The following is a 21,583-nucleotide window of genomic DNA, read 5'->3' on the forward strand; positions in this document are numbered from 1 at the left end:
CTGACAGACTGGGGTCCATGCGAATCGTGGTTCTGGCCGGAGGAATCGGCGGGGCGCGCTTTCTGCGCGGCCTGAAGGCAGCGGAGCCGGCGGCGGACATCACCGTCATCGGCAACACCGGAGACGACATTCATCTGTTCGGGCTGAAGGTCTGCCCGGACCTCGACACCGTCATGTACACCCTCGGCGGCGGCATCCACGAGGAGCAGGGCTGGGGCCGGGCCGACGAGACGTTCGCCGTCAAGGAGGAGCTGGCCGCCTACGGTGTCGGGCCGGAGTGGTTCGGCCTGGGCGACCGCGACTTCGCCACCCACATCGTCCGTACCCAGATGCTGGGCGCCGGTTATCCGCTCAGCGCCGTCACCGAGGCGCTGTGCGCCCGCTGGAAGCCCGGGGTGCGGCTGATCCCGATGTCGGACGACCGGGTCGAGACGCACGTCCTGGTGGAGCTGGACGGCACGCGCAAGGCGGTGCACTTCCAGGAGTACTGGGTGCGGCTGCGCGCCTCGGTGCCGGCCCACGCGGTGGTGCCGGTCGGCGCCGAGGGCGCCAAGCCCGCGCCCGGGGTGCTGGAGGCGATCGCCGAGGCCGACGTGATCCTCTTCCCGCCGTCCAACCCGGTGGTCAGCGTCGGCACCATCCTGGCGGTGCCCGGCGTCCGGGAGGCCATCGCCGAGGCCGGGGTGCCGGTGGTGGGCCTGTCGCCGATCATCGGCGGCTCGCCGGTGCGCGGCATGGCCGACAAGGTGCTCGCGGCCGTGGGCGTGGAGTCCACCGCCGCCGCGGTGGCCGCGCACTACGGCTCCGGGCTGCTGGACGGCTGGCTGGTGGACACCGTGGACGCCGGCGCGGTCGAGGAGGTCGAGGCGGCCGGCATCCGCTGCCGTGCGGTGCCGCTGCTCATGGCGGACCTCGACGCCACCACCCGGATGGCCCGCGAGGCGCTGACGCTGGCCGAGGAGGTACGGGCATGAGCGCGGCGCCGCGCTACGAGGTGTTCGCCGTCCCCGGCATCGGCGAGGTGGCGCCCGGCGCGGACCTGGCCAAGCTGATCGCCGCCACCGGAGTCGAACTCGCCGACGGGGACGTGCTGCTGGTCACCTCCAAGGTGGTCAGCAAGGCGGAGGGCCGGCTGGTGCGCGCCGACGACCGCGAGGCCGCCATAGACGCCGAGACGGTACGGCTGGTCGCCCGGCGCGGCCGGACCCGGATCGTGGAGACCCGGCACGGCTTCGTGATGGCCGCGGCCGGCGTGGACGCCTCCAACACCCCGGCCGGCACCGTCCTGCTGCTGCCCGAGGACTCCGACGCCTCGGCCCGGCGGATCCGCGACGGCCTGCGCGACGCCCTCGGGGTACGGGTCGGCGTCCTGGTCACCGACACCTTCGGCCGCCCCTGGCGGGAGGGCCTGACCGACGTCGCGATCGGCGCCGCCGGGGTGCGCGTGCTGGAGGACCTGAGGGGCGGCCAGGACACCCACGGCAATGAGCTGAACGCCACCGTGACCGCCCTCGCCGACGAACTGGCCGCCGCCGGCGACCTGGTGAAGGGCAAGGCGTCCGGACTGCCGGTCGCGGTGGTACGGGGCCTGGGCTCGCTGGTGCTGACCGCCGCCCGGCCGCGGGTGACGGACCCGAACGACGGCATTCCCGCGTCCCAGGACGCGGAAAACGCCGCGGACCCCGACGCCGCCGACCCGGGCGCCAGGGCGCTGGTACGGCGGGCCGCCGACGACATGTTCCGGCTCGGCACCTCCGAGGCGGTACGGGAGGCGGTGGCGCTGCGGCGCACCGTACGGGAGTTCACCGACGAGCCGGTCGATCCGGAGGCCGTCCGCAGGGCGGTCGCGCTCGCGGTGACCGCGCCCGCGCCGCACCACACGACGCCATGGCGCTTCGTCCTGGTGGAGTCGCCGCAGACGCGGGTACGGCTGCTGGACGCCATGCGCGACGCCTGGGCGGCGGACCTGCGCGCCGACGGCTTCTCCGAGGAGAGCATCGCCAAGCGGCTGCGGCGCGGCGACGTGCTGCGCAAGGCGCCCTATCTGGTGGTGCCCTGCCTGGTCGCGGACGGGGCGCACCCGTACCCGGACCAACGCCGGGGCGCGGCCGAGCGCGAGATGTTCGTCGTCGCCATGGGCGCGGGCGTGCAGAACCTGCTGATCGCGCTGGCCGGCGAACAACTCGGCTCGGCCTGGGTGTCCTCCACCATGTTCTGCCGGGACGTGGTGCGCGAGGTGCTGGACCTGCCGGCGTCCTGGGACCCCATGGGCACGGTCGCCGTCGGCCGCCCGGCCGCGCCGCCCACCGCGCGCCCGCCGCGCGACCCCGGGGAGTTCGTGGCCGTGCGCTAGGCGGCGGATTCGGGCCCGAGAGCGGGGCGTAGGGGTGGAGTTCTGGGCGTACCCCGCCCGGTGAGGCCCGCGCACCCGGGCGCCAGGGCCTACGCGGGCCGGGTCGGCAGGTTCGGCAGGTTCGGCAGGCGGGGGCATCGCCCACGGGCCGTCGTACAGGCGGGGTTTTGTGCGTACCCCGGCCGGTAAGTCCCGCGCACCCTGAGCGCCGGGGTTACGCGTGCCGGGTCGGCGGGTTCGGCGCCAGGCGGGGGCCGCGGCGGGGCGGGGCCGCGGACTGGAGGCAGATCAGGCGGGTCGCCCGGTGCCGCTGGCCCGGGTAGGGGGCGAGCAGGCCGAGCATGGTGGCGTCGTCGCTGCGGCGGGCGCCGGTGAGGGCGTAGCCGATCCGGTGCGGCAGGTGGAGGTCGCCGACGGTCACCGCGTCCGGGGCGCCATGGCTGCGCTGCACGGTCTCGGCGGCGGTCCACGGCCCGATGCCGGGCAGGGTCTGCAGCCGCCGCGCGGCCTCGACCGCGTCCATGGCGGCCAGCGCGTCCAGCCGCGCTCCGACCCGTACCGCTCGCATGACCGTACTGGCCCGCTTGTCGTCCACGCCCGCGCAGTGCCAGTCCCAGGACGGCACCAGGGCCCAGCCGCGCACGTCGGGCATCACCCGCATCCTGGGCGCCGGGCCGGGCGCGGGTTCGCCGTGCTGGAACAGCAGCAGCCGCCAGGCGCGGTACGCCTCAGTGGTGGTGACCTTCTGCTCCAGAATCGACGGGATCAGGGCCTCCAGCACCAGCCCGGTACGGGTCAGCCGCAGCCCGGGATGGCGCCGATGCGCGGCGTGCACCAGCCGGTGGCGCGGCACGAACGCGGACGGGTCGTCGTCCGCGCCCAGAAGCCCCGGCATGGCGTCGAGCAGCCACTGCGCCCCCGGGCCCCAGGCGTGCCCCTCGAGGGCCGCCGGGCTGCCGGTGATCCGCAGTGTGGCCGGGCCCTGCGGCGTACGGCTGGCCCGCCAGACCGCGCCGTCGGGGGTGACCCGGAAGGACGGGTCGCCCCCGCCGCGGCGCAACGGCGACACGGTCAGCATCACGTCCAGCGGGCCGTCGGGCACCCAGGTGCGCGACAGCGCGGGAGCCGTGCCGCCGATGCGGCTCGCGGGGATGGGAGGCACCCGCCGAGGGTACCCGGGGCGCCGCAGCCCGGCTCCGGCGCCCCGAGCCGGTATATCGGGCCCGTACCGTCCGTACGAGGCCGGTCCGCGGAATCGCCCCGCGCCCGTTCCGGCGCTGCGGATCGCTTCCCGTCGCCGCCCGCGCGGCGCCGCCCGGGCCGCAGCCGGCCCCGTACCGGCCGCCGTACGGGCCCGGCCACGAATCGCCCCGCACTCGTACCGGCCGGGCCGCCGTCGAACCACGGTCCGACCAGGGCGCCGTATCCGGAGCGAACCGCCTCCTACTGCCGCGCCCTACTGATCGGAGGAGAACCTGATCGACCCTGCCTCGACGTGGGCGCCGCACCAGACGCGGACCCCGGTGAGCAGTTCGTTGTCCGGGCCCACGTGCGCGTGGTCGCCGACGACGACGCCGTCGAGGATCGTGCGGGCGCCGATCCGGGCGCCCTCGCCGACCAGGGAGTTCTTGATCACCGCGCCGGACTCGATGTGCGCGCCGGTCAGCACCGCGCTGCCCTCGATCCGGGCACCGGAGTCGACGCGGGCGCCCGACGAGACGGCGCTGCCGCCGGACAGCTTGGCGTCCTCCGCCACCATGGCTCCGGGCAGCACCAGGTGTTCGCCGCCCCGGCCGGGCACCGCGGGCGAGGGGGCGCGGCCCAGCACCAGGTCGGCCGAGCCGCGCACGAACGCCTGCGGGGTGCCCAGATCCAGCCAGTACGTGGAGTCGACCATGCCCTGGAGGTGGGCGCCGGCCGCGAGGAGGTCGGGGAAGGTCTCGCGCTCCACCGACACCGGCCGGCCGGCCGGGATCGAGTCGATGACGGAACGGGTGAAGACATAGGCGCCGGCGTTGATCTGGTCGGTGACGATCTCCTCGGGCGTCTGCGGCTTCTCCAGGAAGGCGGTGACCCTGCCGGTCGCATCCGTGGGGACCAGGCCGAAGGCGCGCGGGTCCTCGACCGCGGTCAGGTGCAGGGAGATGTCGGCGCCGGTGCTGCGGTGGGTCGCCACCAGGGCGCGGATGTCCAGGCCGGTGAGGATGTCGCCGTTGAAGACCAGCACCGGGTCGCCGGGCGCCGAGTGCAGCTTGTGGGCGACATTGCGGATGGCGCCGCCGGTGCCGAGCGGGTCGGTCTCGGTGACGTACTCCAGGTGCAGCCCGAGTTCTGAGCCGTCGCCGAAATAGGGCTCGAACACCTCGGCCAGGTAGGACGTGGCGAGCACCACATGCTCCACGCCCGCGGCCCGGGCGCGGGCCAGCTGGTGGGTCAGGAACGGGACCCCCGCGGCGGGCACCATCGGTTTGGGCGTGTGCACGGTCAGTGGCCGTAGTCTGGTGCCTTTGCCGCCGACCAGAAGGATCGCCTCGGTCGCCGGCCGGTGCTCGGGCCGGGCGGTGGAAGCCGGTCGGCCCTCGGCCTGGACGCCGTCCTCGCGGTCCTCGCGGGGGCGGACGTCCCGGGCGCTCTGGGCCGGGAAGCTCAGTGTCGGCAGGCTCTGTGCGCGCATGGGGAAGATAGTGGCATAAGCCGTAAAGCGCGACGAACCAGCGTCTACCGGCAACTGACTGCCCGTCGGCCCGGAACACGCCCCGGGTCCCCCGCGCGGGGGACGGCCGGACGGCGGCCGGTAGCCTGACGGCGTGACGTCACCTGCCGATTCCGCCGAAACCGCCCAGACGCCCACGGCCCTGCTGGCCGAGGCGCTGCGTGGTGATCCCGGTCGCCCGCTCATCACTTTCTATGACGACGCAACCGGGGAACGGGTTGAGTTGTCGGTCGCTACTTTTGCGAATTGGGTGGCCAAGACCTCGAATCTGATCCAGAACGAACTGGGTGCGCAGCCCGGCGACCGGCTCGCGCTGCTGCTGCCGGGCCACTGGCAGACCGCGGTGTGGCTGATGGCGGCCTTCTCCACCGGGGTGGTGGCCGTGCCCGGCGGCGACCCGGCGGGCGCCGACCTGGTGGCGAGCGGGCCGGACACGCTGGAGCAGGCGCGGGCCTGCGGCGGGGAGCGGATGGCGCTGGCGCTGCGCCCGCTGGGCGGGCGGTTCCCCACCCCGCCGGCCGGGTTCGCCGACTACGCGGTCGAGGTTCCGACGCAGGGCGACAGGTTCGTTCCGTATACGCCCGTCGGGCCGCGCACCCCCGCGCTGGAACTGGCCGGCGAGGTGCTGGACGCCGCCGAAGTGGTGGCCCGGGCCCGGCGATCGGCCGGCGCGCTCGGCCTGGAGCGGGGCGCCCGGCTGCTGTCCGGGCTGGCGTTCGACGACTGGGAAGGCCTGGCAGCGGGCCTGCTGGCACCGCTGGCCGCCGGTGCGTCCGTGGTGCTGTGTCGGCACCTGGACAAGCTGCCGGCCGATCAGCTCGACAACCGCGTCGCCGCCGAACGCGTCACGCACCGGGCCTGACCCCGGCTTTCCCGGCCGCGCGACACCGGCCCGGCAATGCACAAACGTAACAGAACGTAACAGGACGTTTCGCCTGCTCAGGCAACCAACGGCCGTCTTCGACAGTCTGATCGAGTGCCGGACGGGCATTCGGGCCCGGCCGCGCCGGCGCCCTCCCCGGGGACCGGTGACCTTCGGGGGGACGGGCAGCGACGTGACGACGCCGGCGGAGCCTGAGCAGGACGGGCCTGAGCGCAACGATCCGGAGCAGGGGGCTGCGGCCGCTTCGACCGATGACACCTCCGGAACGGCCGCGCCGGCAGAGGCCGATACGGCAGCCGAAACGTCTCCGCAGCCACCGGAACCGGCGCCGGACATGCCTCCCGTACCTCCCCGGCGCCGGTTCCGGTGGCTGCGCATCCTGGCCGGGGTCACCGCGTTGCTGGTGCTGGTCCTGGCCGGCGGCACCTGGTACCTGTACCAGCGACTCAACGGGAACATCACCACCGACACGGTCACCGAGAACGAGTTGAAGGTGCACGCGTCGGACCGCCCGGCCGAGGGGCCGACCAGCGCCGAGAACATCCTGCTCATCGGCTCGGACAACCGCGGCAACGGCAACGAGAAGTACGGCCAGGACACCGGCACGCAGCGCTCGGACACCACGATCCTGCTGCACCTGGCGGCGGACCGGCGCAGTGCGACCGCGATGAGCATCCCGCGCGACCTGATGGTGAACGTGCCGAGCTGCACCAGCCCCGGCGGCTCGCCGGTCCCGGCCCGCTTCGAGCAGTTCAACTGGGCCTTCGAACGCGGCGGTGCGGCCTGCACGATCCGCGCGGTGGAGGACATGACCGGGGTGCGGATCGACCATCACCTGATCGTGGACTTCACCGGCTTCAAGCGGATCGTGAACGCGGTCGACGGCGTGGACGTATGCCTGACCGAGCCGGTGCACGACGCCAAGGCCCATCTCGACCTGCCCGCCGGCCGGCAGAAGCTCGACGGCGAGCAGGCGCTGGGCTACGTGCGTGCCCGCTACAGCATCGGCGACGGCAGCGACACCGGACGGATGGACCGTCAGCAGGACTTCCTCGCCTCGCTGCTGAAGAAGGTGCGCAGCAACGGCGTCCTGCTCAACCCGATGAAGCTCTACCCGGTGCTGGACGCGGCCACTTCGTCACTCACCGCCGACCCGGGCCTGGACTCGCTCAGCGAGCTGTACGGCCTCGCGCACAGCATCCAGCGCATACCCACCGGCGCCGTGCACTTCCTCACCCTCCCCGAGGAGCCCTGGGTCCAGGACCGCAACCGCGACCAGCTCGTCCAGCCGGACGCCGACGAGCTGTTCACCGCACTGCGCGACGACCTCCCGGTGAACGTGACCGGCGACTCCGCGACATCGGCTGCCGGCGGTACGGCAGCACCCGGCTCCCCGGCATCCGGTACGCCCACGGCCTCCGGTACGCCCACGGGTTCGCCGTCCGCCTCCCCCACCTCCTCCGCCTCGTCCAACTCCCCCAGCCCCACTGGTTCGCCCACCAGTACGTCTTCCGGCGTGCAGGCGAATACGCCTTCGGGTACGCCGTCGGCCGCTCCCACGTATCGAGGGACGACGGCCAACCGCGACATCTGCGGCAAAGAACGATGAGCTAATGTGAGCGTCCGGCCGAGCCCGGATCGGATGGAGGACCCGAGGGACCGTGGACGCGCAAGGCCGTGGCGAGATCGACCCGGCGGACCAGTGGGTGCTCGATCCGGCGACGGGCACGTACCAATTGCGGCTGGATCCCGGGCAACAGGCGCAGCCGCCGGCCCCCGGCGTCCCCGCGCAGGGCAGGCCGCACGACACCGCCGGGACCGGCGCCGCAGCCCCGGCGGCCGACCCCGCCGGTACGGAAACCCCGCGTATCCCCGGCAGTCGTACCGGGGGCCGGGCCCAGGCGCGCGCAGCGGCGCGTTCGCAGGGCCGGCGGGCGGCCCGTACCACCGCAGCGGCCGGACCGGGCGGGACCCGCGGCGGACCGGCCGGACCGCCCAGCCGCCGCAAGGCCAAGCCGCGGATGTCGCGGCGCAATCGGATCCTGGCGTGGACCGCGGGATCGCTGGGCTTCGTGGTCGTGGTGACCTCGGTGGCCGGTTATCTGATCTACCAGCACTTCAACAACAACATCACCACGGTCGACGTGGGCGACGCCGGCAGCAAGGGCGTCACCCACTCCGGTCCGATGAACATCCTGGTGATCGGCACCGACAGCCGGCAGGGCCTGGGCGACAAGTACGGCGACGCGGGCAGCATCGGCCACGCGGACACCACGATCCTGTTCCACGTCTCGGCCGACCGCAGCAACGCCACGGTGCTGAGCATCCCGCGGGACATCGTCACCTCGATCCCCGACTGCCCGACGCGGCAGAAGAACGGCAGCATCAAGGTGATCCCGGCCTCGCCCAAGCACCTGACCTACCCGAAGTTCAACGAGAGCCTGGGACAGGACGGGCGCGACCCCGGCTGCACGATGCGTACCGTCAAGCAGCTCACCGGCATCCAGGTGGACCACTTCATGATGGTCAACTTCGAGGCGGTCAAGACGCTGTCCACGGCGGTCGGCGGGGTGCCGGTGTGCCTCAACCGCCCGCTGGTGGACCCCAAGTCGCACCTGAACCTGAGCGCCGGGCCGCACACCATAGAGGGCGAGCAGGCGCTGGAGTTCGTGCGCACCCGGCACGCGCTGCAGAACCAGAGCGACCTGGACCGGATCAAGCTGCAGCAGGCGTTCCTCGGCGCGCTGATCCGCAGGATGAAGTCCGGCGGCACGCTGAGCAATCCGAAGAAGCTGTGGACGCTGGCGGAGGCCGCCACCAAGGCGCTCACCGTGGACACCGCGATCGGCAGCGTGACCAAGCTGAACAGCCTGGCGAACGACCTGGGCAAGGTGGACACCAAGCACATCACGTTCACCACGCTGCCGGTGATGGACAACCCGAACGAGAAGGTGCACGCCACGGTCGTGCCCGACCCGACGCGGGCGCCGCAGGTGCTGGCGATGATCAAGAACGACATACCGCTGTCCCCGGTCGGCAAGGCGCCCGCCAAGCCCGACCCGCGGCTGGTCGGCCCGAAGGCGACGCCCCACGACACCCGGGTCACCGTGCTCAATGGCAGCGGCACTTTCGGCGCCGCCCAGGACATGGTCAACTGGCTGCAGAACGACAAGGGCGTCAACCGCTCGGCCAACGGCGGAAACGCGCCCACGCCCATCGCGCACACCGTGCTGGACTACGCGCCCAACCAGGCCGACCAGGCCCGCAGCCTGGCGGCGATGATGGGGCTGCCCGCCTCCGCCCTGCACCTGGGCACGGTGAACGCCCAGCCGCTGCAATACATGACGCTCACCCTGGGCAAGGACTACACCCGCCCCGGCGTCCCCATCGCCATACCCACCACGCTGCCCAAGGGCGTGCAGAAGTCGCAGGCCGACAGCACGGCGTGCGCAGGCTGATCCACGCCCCTTCCCCGCGCCGGTGCAACTGTGCACGCCCCTGAACCGTCTTGAAGATCGACGGCCACCGACAGGGGTTGCCGGCGGGGGGCAGGGGAGGGGAGTCGCGTGCGCGACGAGGGCATGGGCGGGACCGGTTACGGCGGCACGTACGATCCCGGCCCGTATCGGGAGGACGCCGCGTCCGTGCCGCCGGACGCGCCCTCCGTGCCCGCCCAGCGCCGGCCGGAGGGGACAGGCGGCGGTGGCCACCGGCGCGGCGGACCGCGCCGCAAACAGGGCCGCAGACAGGCGAGCAGGGGGCGCCGGTTCCTGAAGTGGACGGCGATCGCCACCGCGGTGGGGGTGCTGGGCACGGCCGGGGCGGCGTACGGCTACTACGAGTACCTGGCGAGCAAGATCCGCAAGGGGGAGCGGGTCAGCGGCAAGACGAACGTGGCCAAGCCGAAGGCGGACGCCCAGGGCGACACCGCGATGAACATCCTGATCCTGGGCTCCGACACCCGGAACAGCCCGGCCGACGTCAAGCTGGCCGGCGCGGCGGACAGTCAGGGCGCCCGGGCGGACGTCATCATGATCGCCCATCTGTCGGCGGACCGCAGCAACATGTCGGTGGTGAGCATCCCGCGCGACACCCGCGTGGACATACCCGAGTGCACCGACCCCAAGACCAAGCAGGTCTACGCGCCCACCAACAACATCATCAACGCCTCGCTCGGGCGCGGCGGTCCGGGCTGCACCCTGGCCACTGTGCAGAACCTCACCGGCGTCTACATCGACCACTGGCTGATGATCGACTTCGCGGGCGTGGTGAAGATGGCCGACGTGGTCGGCGGTGTCGAGGTGTGCGTCAAGAACAGCGTGTGGGACCGGCCGACCGCGTACATCAAGCACGGCGGCTCCGGCCTGAAGCTGACCGCGGGCACCCATGTCATCAAGGATCAACAGGCGTTGCAGTGGCTGCGCACCCGGGACGCGTTCGGCAGCGACGCCGGACGGGCCAAGGCCCAGCACATGTACATGAGTTCGCTGATCCGTACCCTGCGCACGCAGAACCTGTTCGGCAACCCGGCCCGGCTGAACCACATCGCCACCACCGCGATGTCGGCGTTCGAGGTCTCCGACGAGATCGGCACCCCGAAGAAGCTGTACGACCTGGGCATGCAGCTCAAGACGGTGCCGTCGGACCGCATCACCATGCTCACCATGCCGCACATGGCGGACCCCCAGGCCCCGAACGCGCACTACCTGCCGGCGCCGGAGGCGGCGACGATCTGGTCACTGCTGCGCAACGACGTCGCCATGAAGGCCAACGGCACGGCGACAACCACCGCGCCCACGACGACGGCCCCCACCACCGCCCCGGCCGGACCGCCCGCCCGCGCCGCGTCCGTGATCCCGGTCACCGTGGTCAACGGCACGGCGGGCACCGACACCGGGGTGGCGACCCCCGGCCGGGCCGGCGGCATCGCGCAGACGCTGCACACCGCGGGCTTCACCCAGGCGACGGCGAGCAAGCAGGCCGCGCCCAGCCAGGGCACCACCCTGGTCTACCCGGCGACCAGGGGCGCGCAGGGCAAATCCGACGCCATTGCCGTCGCCAAGGCGCTGGGAATCCCGGTGACCGGCGTCAAGGCGTCGACCACCGCGCAGGCGATAACCGTCACCATAGGCGCGGACTGGAAAACGGGCACGGATTACGGCGCCACGCTGCCCAAGGCGGGCACCGTGCCGGACAACGCGGACGCGATGAACGGCAACGACAAGGGCTGCATGGACGTGGAGCCGATCTACCGCTGGGACGGCTGAGCGGCAGTACGGCTGAACGGCGTACGGCCGGGCGCCGGTCAGCGCTGGGACGGCTGGGTGCTGGTCTCCCGCCGGCTTGCCGCGTCGTCGCCGGCCGCCGGTTCTCCGGCCGTGAGCACGGCCGGGCGGCGGCTGGCGATGACCTTGCGGGCCAGCGAACGGGGGCTGGTGAGGAAGCCGTAGCCCCAGCACATGTGCATGGTGGCCAGTGCGAGCGGAATCCGCAGCCGGGCGCCGAACGGCAGACCCCGTCCGGCCGGCAGGGAGCCGACGGTGATCGCCGCCGCATAGGCGGCGGGCACCAGCAGCGCCCAGGGCGTCAGCGCGGCGCCGACGACGATGCCGGCGACATTGGCCACCAGCGCCACGGGGGCCGCGAGGTAGCGCAGGTTGACCGAGCCGCGGTGGTAGCGGGTGACCACGCGGCGCCAGCGGCCGTAGTCCTTGTACTGCTTGGCCAGGGTGCGCACGCTGGGCCGCGGCCGGTAGGAGACCTTCAGCTCCGGCGAGAACCAGATCAGATGACCGGCCTCGCGTATCCGGTAGTTGAGCTCCCAGTCCTGGGCGCGGATGAACTCAACGTTGTAGCCGCCCTGCGTCTCCAGCACCTCGCGGCGGAAGACGCCGAGGTAGACGGTCTCGGCGGGGGCGGCGGCGCCGCCGGTGTGGAAGGCCGCGTTGCCGACGCCGATCTTCGACGTCATGGCGGCGGCGACCGCGTGCTCCCAGTCGTTCTCGCCCTCGGCGTGCATGATGCCACCGACATTGGCCGCGCCGGTCTCCGCCAGCAGGCGCACGGCCGTGGCGATGTAGCCGGGGGAGAGCATGCCGTGCCCGTCGACGCGTACCACCACGGGGTGGTGCGAGGCCGCGATGGCGGCGTTCAGGGCAGCGGGGGTGCGGCCGGTCGGGTTGGGCACCGTGTGGACCCGGGGGTCCTCGGCGACCAGTTCCGCGGCGATCGCGTCGGTGCGGTCCTTGGACGGGCCGAGCGCGATGACGACTTCGAGCTCCCCCGGGTAGTCCTGATCCAGGATGTGCCGGACGGAGTTGCGCAGGTGACGCTCCTCGTTGAGCACCGGCATGATCACGGAGACAGCCGGGTTCGCGGTGGCGGCGGCGCTGTTCACGGGGTGGGATGCGGCGTTCATCGTGGCAAACGTTACCGCCATCGGGGGACACCAGCGCGTGGGGTCAACTCCGACAGTCCTACTTGTCCCTAGCCTGAACGGGTCTGCACCGGCCTGCCCGGGATCCTGGTCCGGCCCTGCCCTGGTCGTACCCCGGCCCGGGCTCCGTCCCGGTCCAGCCGGTCCAGTCCCGACACTGTCCAGCTTCATCCCGTTCCGTCCCGATCCATCCCGGTCCGTCCCCGCGAGCGGAGGTCACCCGCGTGCCGCCCACCAGACGACGCCCGCCGGCCGACCGACCGCAGCGCCCCGCGCCCCGGCCACCAGCGCCTCGTCCCCCGGCCGGCACGCGTCAGCCGTACGTGGGGCCGTACGGTCCCCCGCCGCAGACCGGCGGGCGCCTTCCGTACCCCCGCTCCGGACCGCGCCCGGCACCCCGGCCCGACCCCCGGCCCGCCCCCGGCTCCCGCCCGCGGACCGGGCCGCGCCGCCGGCTGGGACGGCGGATCGCCGGCGGCCTGGCCCTCCTGGTGATCACCGCGAGCGGCCTGGGCCACTCCCTGATGAACGGCGTGGACGACGCGATCACCAGGGTCGACGCCTTCGGCGGCATGCGGGGCCGGCCTGCCGGATCGAAAGGCACCAACTTCCTGCTGGTGGGCACGGACAGCCGCGACGGCATCGCACCGGGCGAGCGCCACAAATACCACCTGGGCGGCGTGGCCTGTCACTGCACGGACACGATCATGCTGGTACACCTGTCGCGGGACTGGCGGCGGGCGACCGTGGTGAGCCTGCCGCGCGACACGTACGTCACGCTGCCGGGGCCCGCGCGGGCGGCGGTCGCGGCAGCCGCCAGGCGGCGAACAGGGGCCCGTACGACCGCCGGCTCCCCCGTACCGACCCCCATCGCCACGAGCCACCCGGCCAAGCTCAACGAGGCGTACGCCGACGGCGGGCCGAAGCTGACCGTGCACGCGGTGGAGCAGTTGACCGGGGTCCACATCGACCACTACGTCGAGGTGGACTTCGGCAGCTTCATGAAGACGGTGGACGTGATCGGCGGAGTGCCGGTGTGCACGCCGAAGGCGCTGAAGGACCCGTACTCGGGGCTGCGGCTGCCGGCCGGCACGTCGCTGCTGAACGGCGGGCAGGCGTTGCAGTACGTGCGGTCCCGGCATGTGGACGGCGCGGCTGACCTGGGCCGGATGCAGCGCCAGCAGCACTTCCTTGCCGAGGTCATCCACCGGATCACCAGCGGGAACACGCTGCGCAACCCGCTGGAGCTGCGCCGGATCGCGACCACTGTGCTCGGTTCGGTCCGGGCCGACCATGGGCTCGGGGCCGCCGACCTGATCGGGCTCGCCGAGGCAATGAAGGGCTTCTCGCCGGGCTCCTCGGAGTTCGTGCAGGTGCCGCTGAGCGCTGTCGCCTACCACGTGCCCGGGATCGGCTCGACCGTGAAGTGGGACCGGCAGCAGGCCGGGCGGCTGTGGACCTCGATCCGCGCGGACCAACCGCTCGCGGTGCGGCAGCCGGGGGGCGCGGACGTACCGGGTGCGCCGTCCACGCGGCCGGGTGCCGCATCCGCGCCGCCCGCGGATCCGTCCGTCGGCCCGGCGGGGCCGTCCCTTGGCCCGGCGGCCGGTTCGCCCTCCGGTACGGCGCCGGGTCCGTCGTCCGGCCGCCCGCCGGTGGGCACATCCGTCCCGCCGGACATCGCCGAGCCGGGCGCCGGTACGGCGGCCGCCCCGGTCCATGTGGACGTTCCTCCGGCCCAGGTGCGGGTCGTCGTCGAGAACGGCACCGACACCAGTGGCCTGGCGGCCACCGCGCAACGGCAGTTCGCCGCGTCCGGCTTCGTCACGCCGGGCCTGCCGGCCAACTCGGCGCAGCGTACGCAGCGGACGCTGATCCGTTACGACCCGCGCTGGGACCGTTCCGCACGGTCGCTGGCCGCCGCGCTGCCGGGCGCGCAGTTGGTGGCGGCTCCGGGCCAAGGGCCGGTGATGAACGTCACATTGGGCTCGGACTTCACTCGGGTCACTCCTGTCACGGCCGTCGGCGCTGTCGCGACGCCCGCCGGGATCCCGGTGAGCGGGGACCAGGAGGTGAGCTGCGGCTGAGGCGCGGACGTTCCGTACGGGTTCCGCCGGGTGACCGGCCGTCCGTCGGCGTCAGTCCCCCAGCCCCTCCGCGGCCCGCTGCCTGCGCAGTTCCACGATGGCGCGGCGGCGGGCGAGCCGGTGGGTGCGCCGGATCTGCGCCTCCTGCAACCTGCGCCGGTCGCGGTCGGTCTTCGGGACCACCTGCGGCACCGGCCGCGGCTTGCCCTCGGCGTCGACGGCGACGAAGACCAGGTAGGCGCTGGCCACGTGCGTCGCGGGCCCGGACTCGTTCCAGCGCTCGGCCATCACCCGTACCCCCACCTCCATCGAGGTGGTGCCGGTCCAGTTCACCTGGGCCTTGACGTGCAGCAGGTCACCCACCCGGACCGGTTCGAGGAACGCCATCTCGTCCATCGCGCCGGTGACCGCCGGCCCCTCCGAGTGCCGCCCGGCGACCGCGCCGGCCGCGTCGTCGACGAGTTTCATCACCACGCCGCCGTGCACCGTGCCCAGCAGGTTCGTGTCGTGCGCGGACATGATGTGGGAGAGGGTGATGCGGGACGCGGCGGTGGGCTTGTCCGGCACGACGGGAACGGCCGGGGTCTCCAGCGGTTCCGTGCCGGCCGACGTACCCGGGGAGTCCGGGATGCCCCGGTTTTCGGGGGTGGCGGATGACTCGATCATGACACCCACTGTATGTCCGTCCACAGGTCCGTCACGAAACGGCCGCCACCTCCTCCGCTATGCATCGGCTCTGCTACAGAACGGCCTCGGATTGCAGGTCGCACGGCCGCGGCGGGCAGACTGGCGGGCATGAACGGTTGGAGCGATGACACCGAGCGGCGCCGGCTGGTGGAGCCGCAGCTGCCCCCTGAACTGTCGCCGCGCCGGGCCGCCGCCGCCCACGGCGGGGTCCCGCCGCAGCCCACCCGCCAGGCGGGCCCGGGCCAGGTACCGATCCCCGGACAGGCAACGGGGCCGGGCGGAGCTCCCGGTGGCCCGTACGGCCCGCCCACGCCCGGTGGTCCCGGCAGCGGGCCGGGGCGCAGGCGCTGGAGCACCCGCAAGAAGATCGGGTACTCCGTGCTCGGCCTGGTGGTGGTGCTGCTCGTGGTGTCCGTCTCCACGTATTTCTGGGCCGACTCCAAGGTCCGCCGCGAGGTAGACCTGAGCCAGGTCGAGGGCCACGACCAGATGCCGGCCGGCAAGGGCACCAATTATCTGATCGTCGGCTCCGACAGCCGCGAGGGCCTGACCTCCGCCGACGAGAAGAAGCTGCACACCGGTGCCGCGCAGGGCCAGCGCACCGACTCGATGATGATCCTGCACACCGGCAGCGGCGGCACCACGATGATGAGCCTGCCGCGCGACTCGTACGTCACCATTCCGGCGTTCACCGGCCAGCAGACGCACAAGCGGTACGCGGCCTCCACGCACAAGCTCAACCGCGCCTACTCCGACGGCGGTCCGCAGCTGCTGGTGCGGACCGTCGAGTACAACACGGGCATACACATCGACCACTACGCGGAGATCGGCTTCTCCGGGTTCGTCAACCTGGTGAACGCGCTCGGCGGCGTCAACATGTGCCTGGACCACGCGGTGCACGACAAGGCGTCCGGCGCGGACTTCAAGGCGGGCTGCCAGAAGCTGAACGGCGCGCAGTCGCTGGCCTTCGTCCGGCAGCGGCACCAGGAGGCCGACCAGGACCTCGGCCGGATGCGCAACCAGCAGAAGTTCCTGTCCACCCTGGCGCACTCGGCGGCGTCGCCCAGCACCGTCCTCAACCCGTTCAAGCTCTACCCGGTCATCGGCTCCGGCCTGGACACGCTGATCGTCGACAAGAAGATGAGTCTGCTGGACCTGGTCCACATGTTCTGGGCGATGAAGGGGATCTCGGGCGGCAGCGGCCACTCGATCACCGTGCCCATAGCCAACGCCAACTACATGACCTCGAACGACGGCGACGCCGTGAAGTGGGACATGACGAAGGCGAAGACGCTCTTCGGCGAGCTGCAGAACGACCAGCAGGTCACGGTGACGAAGTAACGCGCCTTTCCGGGTCCCCCCGGTACCGCGCTTCCTGTACGTGCACGGCTGTACGGCGACGGCCCCGGTTTCCGCGGAGTGTTCCGCGGAAACCGGGGCCGTTCGCGTGGTGGGCGGGTGCGTGACGCACCGGGTGCCCGCCGGGCGTGGTCAGCCGTGCGTCAGTTGTGCGTCAGTTGTGGGCGGCCGGCTTGCGGCGGCGCATCATGAAGACGGTGCCACCACCGAGGGCGACCAGGACCGCGGCGATGCCGGCGATCATCCCGGTGTTGCTGCCGCCACCGGTCTCGGCCAGGTTGGAGCTGCCACCGGCGGCCGGGGAGGGCGCGTTGGTGTCGGCGACCGCGGCGGCCGGCGAGGACGCGGAGGTGGTCGGCGTGGCGGAGGGCGCGCTGCCCGGGGCGGACTGCGTCGGCGAGGCCGAGTCGGACGGGGTGGCCGACGGCGTTGCCGTGGGGGTGTCCGACGGGGTGGGCGAGGTCACCGGGGTGGTGGGCGGCGCGGTCTCGGTGCCGCAGGACTCGGCCGGGACCGTGAGGTCGCCCTTGGTCACGGGCGCGCTCTTGAAGAAGCCCGGAACCTCGACGTACACCTCGTACATGGCACCCTGCGTCCACGGGACCGAGACGGTGTAGTCGCCCTGGTCCTTCCACGTGGCGGTGGGCAGGACGTCGGTGCCGCCGGACTTGACGGTGATGCTGACGGGGCGGGTCCCGTCGGTGTCGTGCACGACCAGGGTGCCCTTGCCGGTCTGCTGGTCGCAGGTCAGCGTGGAGCTGAAGTCACCGATGTTGCACGCGAACGCGTTGCCTGCAACGCCGACCGCAAGCGCGGCTGCGGCGGAGGCGACGCCGATGGAGCGCACCGCAATAGCGGTACGTCGGTTTATGGACACGTCTTCCCTTCGCGGGATCGGAGCAGAAGCGTGGAGTGCCGGGCGGCGGTGACCCCCGTCGATCCGCCGATTGGCTCACACACCTCTACAAGCTGCCGCAACGGCTTGTCAATTGGCTGCAAAACGACGCCAATTCGGTCGCGTCACGACACGTCAGGACGCGGTGTCGATCATTCATCAGTGGTCACAGCGTGGCCGATTTGCGCGGGGTGGGTGGGCAAGGAGGGGCATCCGGGACGTTTCCCGGGGGCCGCGCGGGGTAACGGCGGCCCGGGGGAACTGTTACCGGATCAGGACACTCGGTCGCCGAGCTTGTCGAGCGTGTTGGTGGCGACGTACTGATCCATCGTGTCGTTGCGCATCGCCTCCCAGAGCGCGGAGGTGCCGTTGGGGTCGAGCAGGACGACGGACTGCTTCTGGATCGTGTCGAAGCCGGCGACGGGCGCGTTCATGAAGACCATGTCGGAGGAGCGGACATGGCGCATGTTCCACACCAGGTCGCGCAGGTCGGCGTTGGACAGCCGGTCGTCCACGCTGACCACCGAGGTGACCTGGTCCAGGGCGCGCTTGAGCTTGAGCGGGTTGCTGAAGGTGCCGCCGGACAGCAGCTTGGACAGCACGGCGCGCAGGAAGTTCTGCTGGCGGTGGGTACGGTCGAGGTCGCCGCGCGGGAGCCCGTAGCGCTCGCGGACGTAGTCAAGCGCCTCGGAGCCGTTCATGTGATGGGTGCCGGCCGTCCACACGCCGCCGGGGCCGTTGCGGCGGGGCACGGTCTTGTCGACGGTGATGTCCACGCCGCCGACCGCGTCGGTCAGCTTCTTGAAGCCGCTCCAGTCGATGACGGCGAGGTGGTCGATGTTCACCTTGGTCAGCCGCTGGATCGTGTCGATGAGCAGGGGCGGGCCGCCCCAGGAGAAGGCGGCGTTCAGCTTGGCGCTGCCGTGGCCGGGGATGCTCACCCAGGAGTCGCGGGGCAGCGAGACGACATAGACGTGCTTGTGGTCGGCCGGCAGGTGCACCAGCATCATCGTGTCGCTGCGCTGGGCGCCGGGCTTCCATTCCGGGGCCCGCGCGTCCTTCCCGGTGGTCGGCAGGTCGGACCGGGAGTCCAGGCCGACCAGCAGGAAGGTCTCGCCGCCCTTGGACGGCGGGGGCAGCGCGGCCGGCGGCACATTGGTGGGGAAGACGTTGGCGATGCGCTGCACCCGGCCGGTGTAGTGCTCGTACGCCCAGTAGGCGGTGCCGGCGACCAGCAGCGCGGCGGCGCACAACAGGCCGAGGGTGACGTAGAGCACCCGGCGGGTACGGCGCCGCCGCCGCGCCGCCCGGTCCGGCCGCCCCTTCTCCCCGGGCTCCCCCGGTTCCGCCGGCCCCTCGCCGTCCTCTTCTTCTGTGTCCTCTGTGTCCTCTCCTATGTCCTCTGTGTCCGAGTGGTCGCGTACGCCGTCCCGTACGTCGTCCGCGTCCGCTGCGTGCCGGGCGCCGGCCAGCAGGTCGTCGAGGAGGCTGGAGTCCTGGGCGGGCGCCGCCGGGGGCCCGGGTGGGGTGGCGCCGTCCCCCGTACCCTCAGCGTCGTCGTCCGGGCGTATGCCGCCTGCGTCCGCTCGTCCACCGATGCCGCCGCCCATGGCCGACCGACCCCCACCCCATAGCCCACCCCATAGATGTATGCACGCATTGTGGACCTGCGGGGACATCGCCACCCCTGATTTGGAGCAGTGCATGCGGACTATGCTCTGGCCCATGCCTCTGAAGCTCACCGTCATCGGCACCGGCTACCTCGGTGCCACCCACGCCGCCGCCATGGCGGAGCTGGGGTTCGACGTGCTCGGCCTGGACATCGACCGCGGCAAGATCGAGATGCTCCAGCAGGGCAGGGTGCCGATGTACGAGCCGGGCCTGGAGGAACTGCTGTCCCGCCACGTGGCGGGACTGCCGGACTCCAGCGGCCGGCTGCGCTTCACCAGCTCCTGGGAGGAGATCGGCGAGTTCGGCGACGTGCACTTCGTGTGCGTGAACACCCCGCAGAAGCACGGCGAGTACGCGTGCGACATGAGCTACGTCGACAGCGCCTTCTCGCTGCTGGCCCCGCACCTGAAGCGGCCGGCGCTGGTGGTGGGCAAGTCGACCGTGCCGGTGGGCAGCGCGTCCCGGCTCGCGGGGGTGCTGCGCGAGCTGGCGCCGGTCGGTGAGGGCGCGGAACTCGCCTGGAACCCGGAGTTCCTGCGCGAGGGCTTCGCGGTCGAGGACACCCTCCACCCGGACCGGATCGTGGTCGGCGTCAGCGGCGAACGCGCCGAGACCCTGCTGCGGGAGGTCTACGCCGGGCCGATAGCCGAAGGCACCCCCTTCGTCGTCACCGACTACCCGACCGCCGAGCTGGTCAAGACGGCCGCCAACGCCTTCCTCGCCACCAAGATCTCCTTCATCAACGCGATGGCCGAGGTCAGCGAGGCGGCCGGCGGCGACGTGGCCAAGCTCGCCGAGGCCATCGGCTACGACGACCGGATCGGCCACAAGTTCCTGCGGGCAGGCATCGGCTTCGGCGGCGGCTGCCTGCCCAAGGACATCCGCGCCTTCATGGCCCGGGCCGGTGAGCTCGGCGCCGACCAGGCGCTGACCTTCCTGCGCGAGGTCGACTCGGTCAACATGCGGCGGCGCACCCACATGGTGGAGATGGCCCGCGACGCGGTCGGCGGCGGCTTCCTCGGCCGGCGCATCGCGGTGCTGGGCGCCACCTTCAAGCCGGACTCCGACGACGTCCGCGACTCCCCCGCCCTCAACGTCGCCGGGCAGATCCAGCTCCAGGGCGGCCAGGTCACCGTGTACGACCCCAAGGGCATGGACAACGCCCGCCGCCTCTTCCCCACCCTCGGCTACGCCCCGACCGCCCTGGACGCGGTCCGCGGCGCCGACGTCGTACTGCACCTGACCGAATGGCGGCAGTTCCGCGAACTCGACCCGGCGGCCCTGGCCGAGGTCACCCGGCAGCGCAGCATCCTGGACGGCCGCAACGCCCTGGACCCAACCCTCTGGCGCAAGGCCGGCTGGACCTACCGCGCCATGGGCCGCCCCTCGGCCTGACCGCCGTCCCCACGCGGCACCGCGCCCCGCCCGGGTCGGGGCGGCCCGAGCCTGCCCGGCCGGGTAAACGCCGCAACCGCTCCTCGTAAAGCTCTGGTCATGCCGCTCGTCCCGATTCGCGGCGGCCCGCCCGGCGCGTCTACATTCCTGTAGTCAGTCGAAGCGCGGACTCGGCGCTCGATGCGCCGGAAGGGGCGGCAGAAACCGATGGAGCAGACCGGATACGGGAGCGCGACTCAGTCCCCGCAATGGGCCGCGCCCGCCGGCCCGACCCGGCACCGTCGCACCGAGGGCACCGGCCAGGCACTGTCCAAGGTGCCGGTGGCGATCACCGCCGGGTTCTGGGTGACCAAGGTCCTCACCACCGGCATGGGCGAGACCACCTCGGACTTCCTCGGCCATTCCCTCAACCCTGCGGTGGCCGGCTTCATCGGCCTGATCGGCCTGGTCGTAGCCCTGCGGCTGCAACTGCGGGCCCGCCGCTACTCGCCCTGGATCTACTGGTTCGCCGTCGTCATGGTCAGTGTCTTCGGCACCATGGCCGCCGACGTGATCCACGTGATCGGCGGCATCCCCTACGCCGTCTCCACCGTCTTCTTCTCCCTGCTGCTGGCCGCGGTGCTCATCACCTGGTACCGCAGCGAGGGCACCCTCTCGATCCACAGCATCGGCACCCAGCGCCGCGAACGCTTCTACTGGGCCACCGTCCTCACCACCTTCGCCCTGGGCACCGCCACCGGTGACCTCACCGCCACCTCCATCCACCTGGGCTACTTCTCCTCCGGCGTGCTCTTCGCGTTCCTCATCGCCGTCCCCGCGGTGGCCCGGCTGCTCGGTCTGAACGCCGTCGCCACCTTCTGGTGGGCCTACATCCTCACCCGCCCGCTCGGCGCCTCCTTCGCCGACTGGATGGGGGTCAACCGCTCCCGCGGCGGCCTCGGCTGGGGCACCGGCCCGGTCAGCCTCGCCCTCGCCGTCCTCATCGTGGCCGCGGTCGGCTACCTGGCCGCCCGCCAGCGCCCCACCAGCGCCTGACCCCTCCCGCTTCCGGCCGCCCTGCCTGTCGGCCGGCTCTACCTCGTAATCGGAGGTCCGGCTCGGCCG

16 protein-coding genes are annotated in these 21,583 nt (G+C 72.4%); 10 read left to right on the top strand and 6 right to left on the bottom strand.

The genetic code is table 11. The features are described 5' to 3' along the window. Window positions 1-17 precede the first annotated feature (17 nt). Together cofD and ITX44_RS10345 are read left to right on the top strand one after the other, a co-directional pair. Window positions 18-974, top strand: a complete 957-nt coding sequence (cofD, locus tag ITX44_RS10340; RefSeq protein ID WP_205356815.1) for a 2-phospho-L-lactate transferase — start codon at window positions 18-20, stop codon at window positions 972-974. Further along, window positions 971-2,353, top strand: a complete 1,383-nt coding sequence (locus ITX44_RS10345) for a coenzyme F420-0:L-glutamate ligase (protein ID WP_205356816.1) — start codon at window positions 971-973, stop codon at window positions 2,351-2,353. The genes cofD and ITX44_RS10345 overlap by 4 nt, the downstream gene beginning before the upstream one ends. Window positions 2,354-2,567: 214 nt before the next feature. Here the strand turns inward: ITX44_RS10345 and ITX44_RS10350 are convergent, their stop codons facing one another. Together ITX44_RS10350 and manB are read right to left on the bottom strand one after the other, a co-directional pair. Beyond that, a complete protein-coding gene (locus tag ITX44_RS10350) occupies window positions 2,568-3,431 on the bottom strand; it encodes a DNA-3-methyladenine glycosylase family protein (protein WP_236060397.1) in 864 nt (287 codons plus the stop codon). 378 nt (window positions 3,432-3,809) lie between these two features. Continuing rightward, on the bottom strand, window positions 3,810-5,027 hold the full coding sequence (gene manB / locus ITX44_RS10355) for a mannose-1-phosphate guanylyltransferase (protein WP_205356817.1): 1,218 nt from the start codon (window positions 5,025-5,027) through the stop codon (window positions 3,810-3,812). Between the two features lie 133 nt (window positions 5,028-5,160). On the opposite strand from manB, the gene ITX44_RS10360 reads away from it, so the two are divergent. The 4 genes from ITX44_RS10360 (at window position 5,161) to ITX44_RS42135 (ending at window position 11,216) form a co-directional block, all read left to right on the top strand. Beyond that, the gene (locus ITX44_RS10360; RefSeq protein ID WP_205356818.1) at window positions 5,161-5,928 is read left to right on the top strand and encodes a TIGR03089 family protein; all 768 of its coding nucleotides are present in this window, start codon (window positions 5,161-5,163) and stop codon (window positions 5,926-5,928) included. A gap of 355 nt (window positions 5,929-6,283) precedes the next feature. Beyond that, window positions 6,284-7,558, top strand: coding sequence for an LCP family protein (locus ITX44_RS10365; RefSeq protein WP_205356819.1), 1,275 nt, complete (start codon window positions 6,284-6,286; stop codon window positions 7,556-7,558). A 52-nt stretch (window positions 7,559-7,610) separates the two neighbouring features. Continuing rightward, a complete protein-coding gene (locus ITX44_RS10370) occupies window positions 7,611-9,407 on the top strand; it encodes an LCP family protein (protein ID WP_205356820.1) in 1,797 nt (598 codons plus the stop codon). A gap of 108 nt (window positions 9,408-9,515) precedes the next feature. Beyond that, complete coding sequence (locus tag ITX44_RS42135; RefSeq protein ID WP_307795199.1) at window positions 9,516-11,216, top strand: LCP family protein; 1,701 nt, start codon at window positions 9,516-9,518, stop codon at window positions 11,214-11,216. Window positions 11,217-11,254: 38 nt separating this feature from the next. On the opposite strand, the gene ITX44_RS10380 is transcribed toward ITX44_RS42135, so the two are convergent. Beyond that, window positions 11,255-12,367 carry a glycosyltransferase family 2 protein gene (locus ITX44_RS10380; protein WP_205356821.1) on the bottom strand — a complete coding sequence of 371 codons (1,113 nt, stop codon included), beginning with the start codon at window positions 12,365-12,367 and terminating at the stop codon, window positions 11,255-11,257. A 509-nt stretch (window positions 12,368-12,876) separates the two neighbouring features. Between ITX44_RS10380 and ITX44_RS40900 the strand changes: the two genes are divergently transcribed. After that, window positions 12,877-14,472: an LCP family glycopolymer transferase gene (locus tag ITX44_RS40900; protein WP_307795200.1), complete on the top strand. Its 1,596-nt coding sequence runs from the start codon at window positions 12,877-12,879 to the stop codon at window positions 14,470-14,472. A gap of 51 nt (window positions 14,473-14,523) precedes the next feature. Here ITX44_RS40900 and ITX44_RS10395 read toward each other — a convergent pair whose 3' ends face one another. After that, window positions 14,524-14,991, bottom strand: coding sequence for an acyl-CoA thioesterase (locus ITX44_RS10395; RefSeq protein WP_236060400.1), 468 nt, complete (start codon window positions 14,989-14,991; stop codon window positions 14,524-14,526). A 276-nt stretch (window positions 14,992-15,267) separates the two neighbouring features. On the opposite strand from ITX44_RS10395, the gene ITX44_RS10400 reads away from it, so the two are divergent. Continuing rightward, the gene (locus ITX44_RS10400; protein ID WP_205356823.1) at window positions 15,268-16,500 is read left to right on the top strand and encodes an LCP family protein; all 1,233 of its coding nucleotides are present in this window, start codon (window positions 15,268-15,270) and stop codon (window positions 16,498-16,500) included. A 172-nt stretch (window positions 16,501-16,672) separates the two neighbouring features. Here ITX44_RS10400 and ITX44_RS10405 read toward each other — a convergent pair whose 3' ends face one another. Next, entirely contained in the window at window positions 16,673-17,395 is a 723-nt protein-coding gene (locus tag ITX44_RS10405) for an LAETG motif-containing sortase-dependent surface protein (RefSeq protein WP_205356824.1), read from the bottom strand. 290 nt (window positions 17,396-17,685) lie between these two features. Next, the gene (locus tag ITX44_RS10410; RefSeq protein WP_205356825.1) at window positions 17,686-19,023 is read right to left on the bottom strand and encodes an LCP family protein; all 1,338 of its coding nucleotides are present in this window, start codon (window positions 19,021-19,023) and stop codon (window positions 17,686-17,688) included. A gap of 115 nt (window positions 19,024-19,138) precedes the next feature. Here ITX44_RS10410 and ITX44_RS10415 point away from each other — a divergent pair, with 115 nt between their 5' ends. Together ITX44_RS10415 and ITX44_RS10420 are read left to right on the top strand one after the other, a co-directional pair. Then, a complete protein-coding gene (locus ITX44_RS10415; protein ID WP_205356826.1) occupies window positions 19,139-20,479 on the top strand; it encodes a UDP-glucose dehydrogenase family protein in 1,341 nt (446 codons plus the stop codon). 207 nt (window positions 20,480-20,686) lie between these two features. Beyond that, entirely contained in the window at window positions 20,687-21,514 is an 828-nt protein-coding gene (locus tag ITX44_RS10420; RefSeq protein WP_205356827.1) for a COG4705 family protein, read from the top strand. Window positions 21,515-21,583 lie beyond the last annotated feature (69 nt).

The sequence above is a fragment of the Actinacidiphila acididurans genome, assembly GCF_016918855.1.
Taxonomy (GTDB): Bacteria; Actinomycetota; Actinomycetes; order Streptomycetales; family Streptomycetaceae; genus Actinacidiphila; species Actinacidiphila acididurans.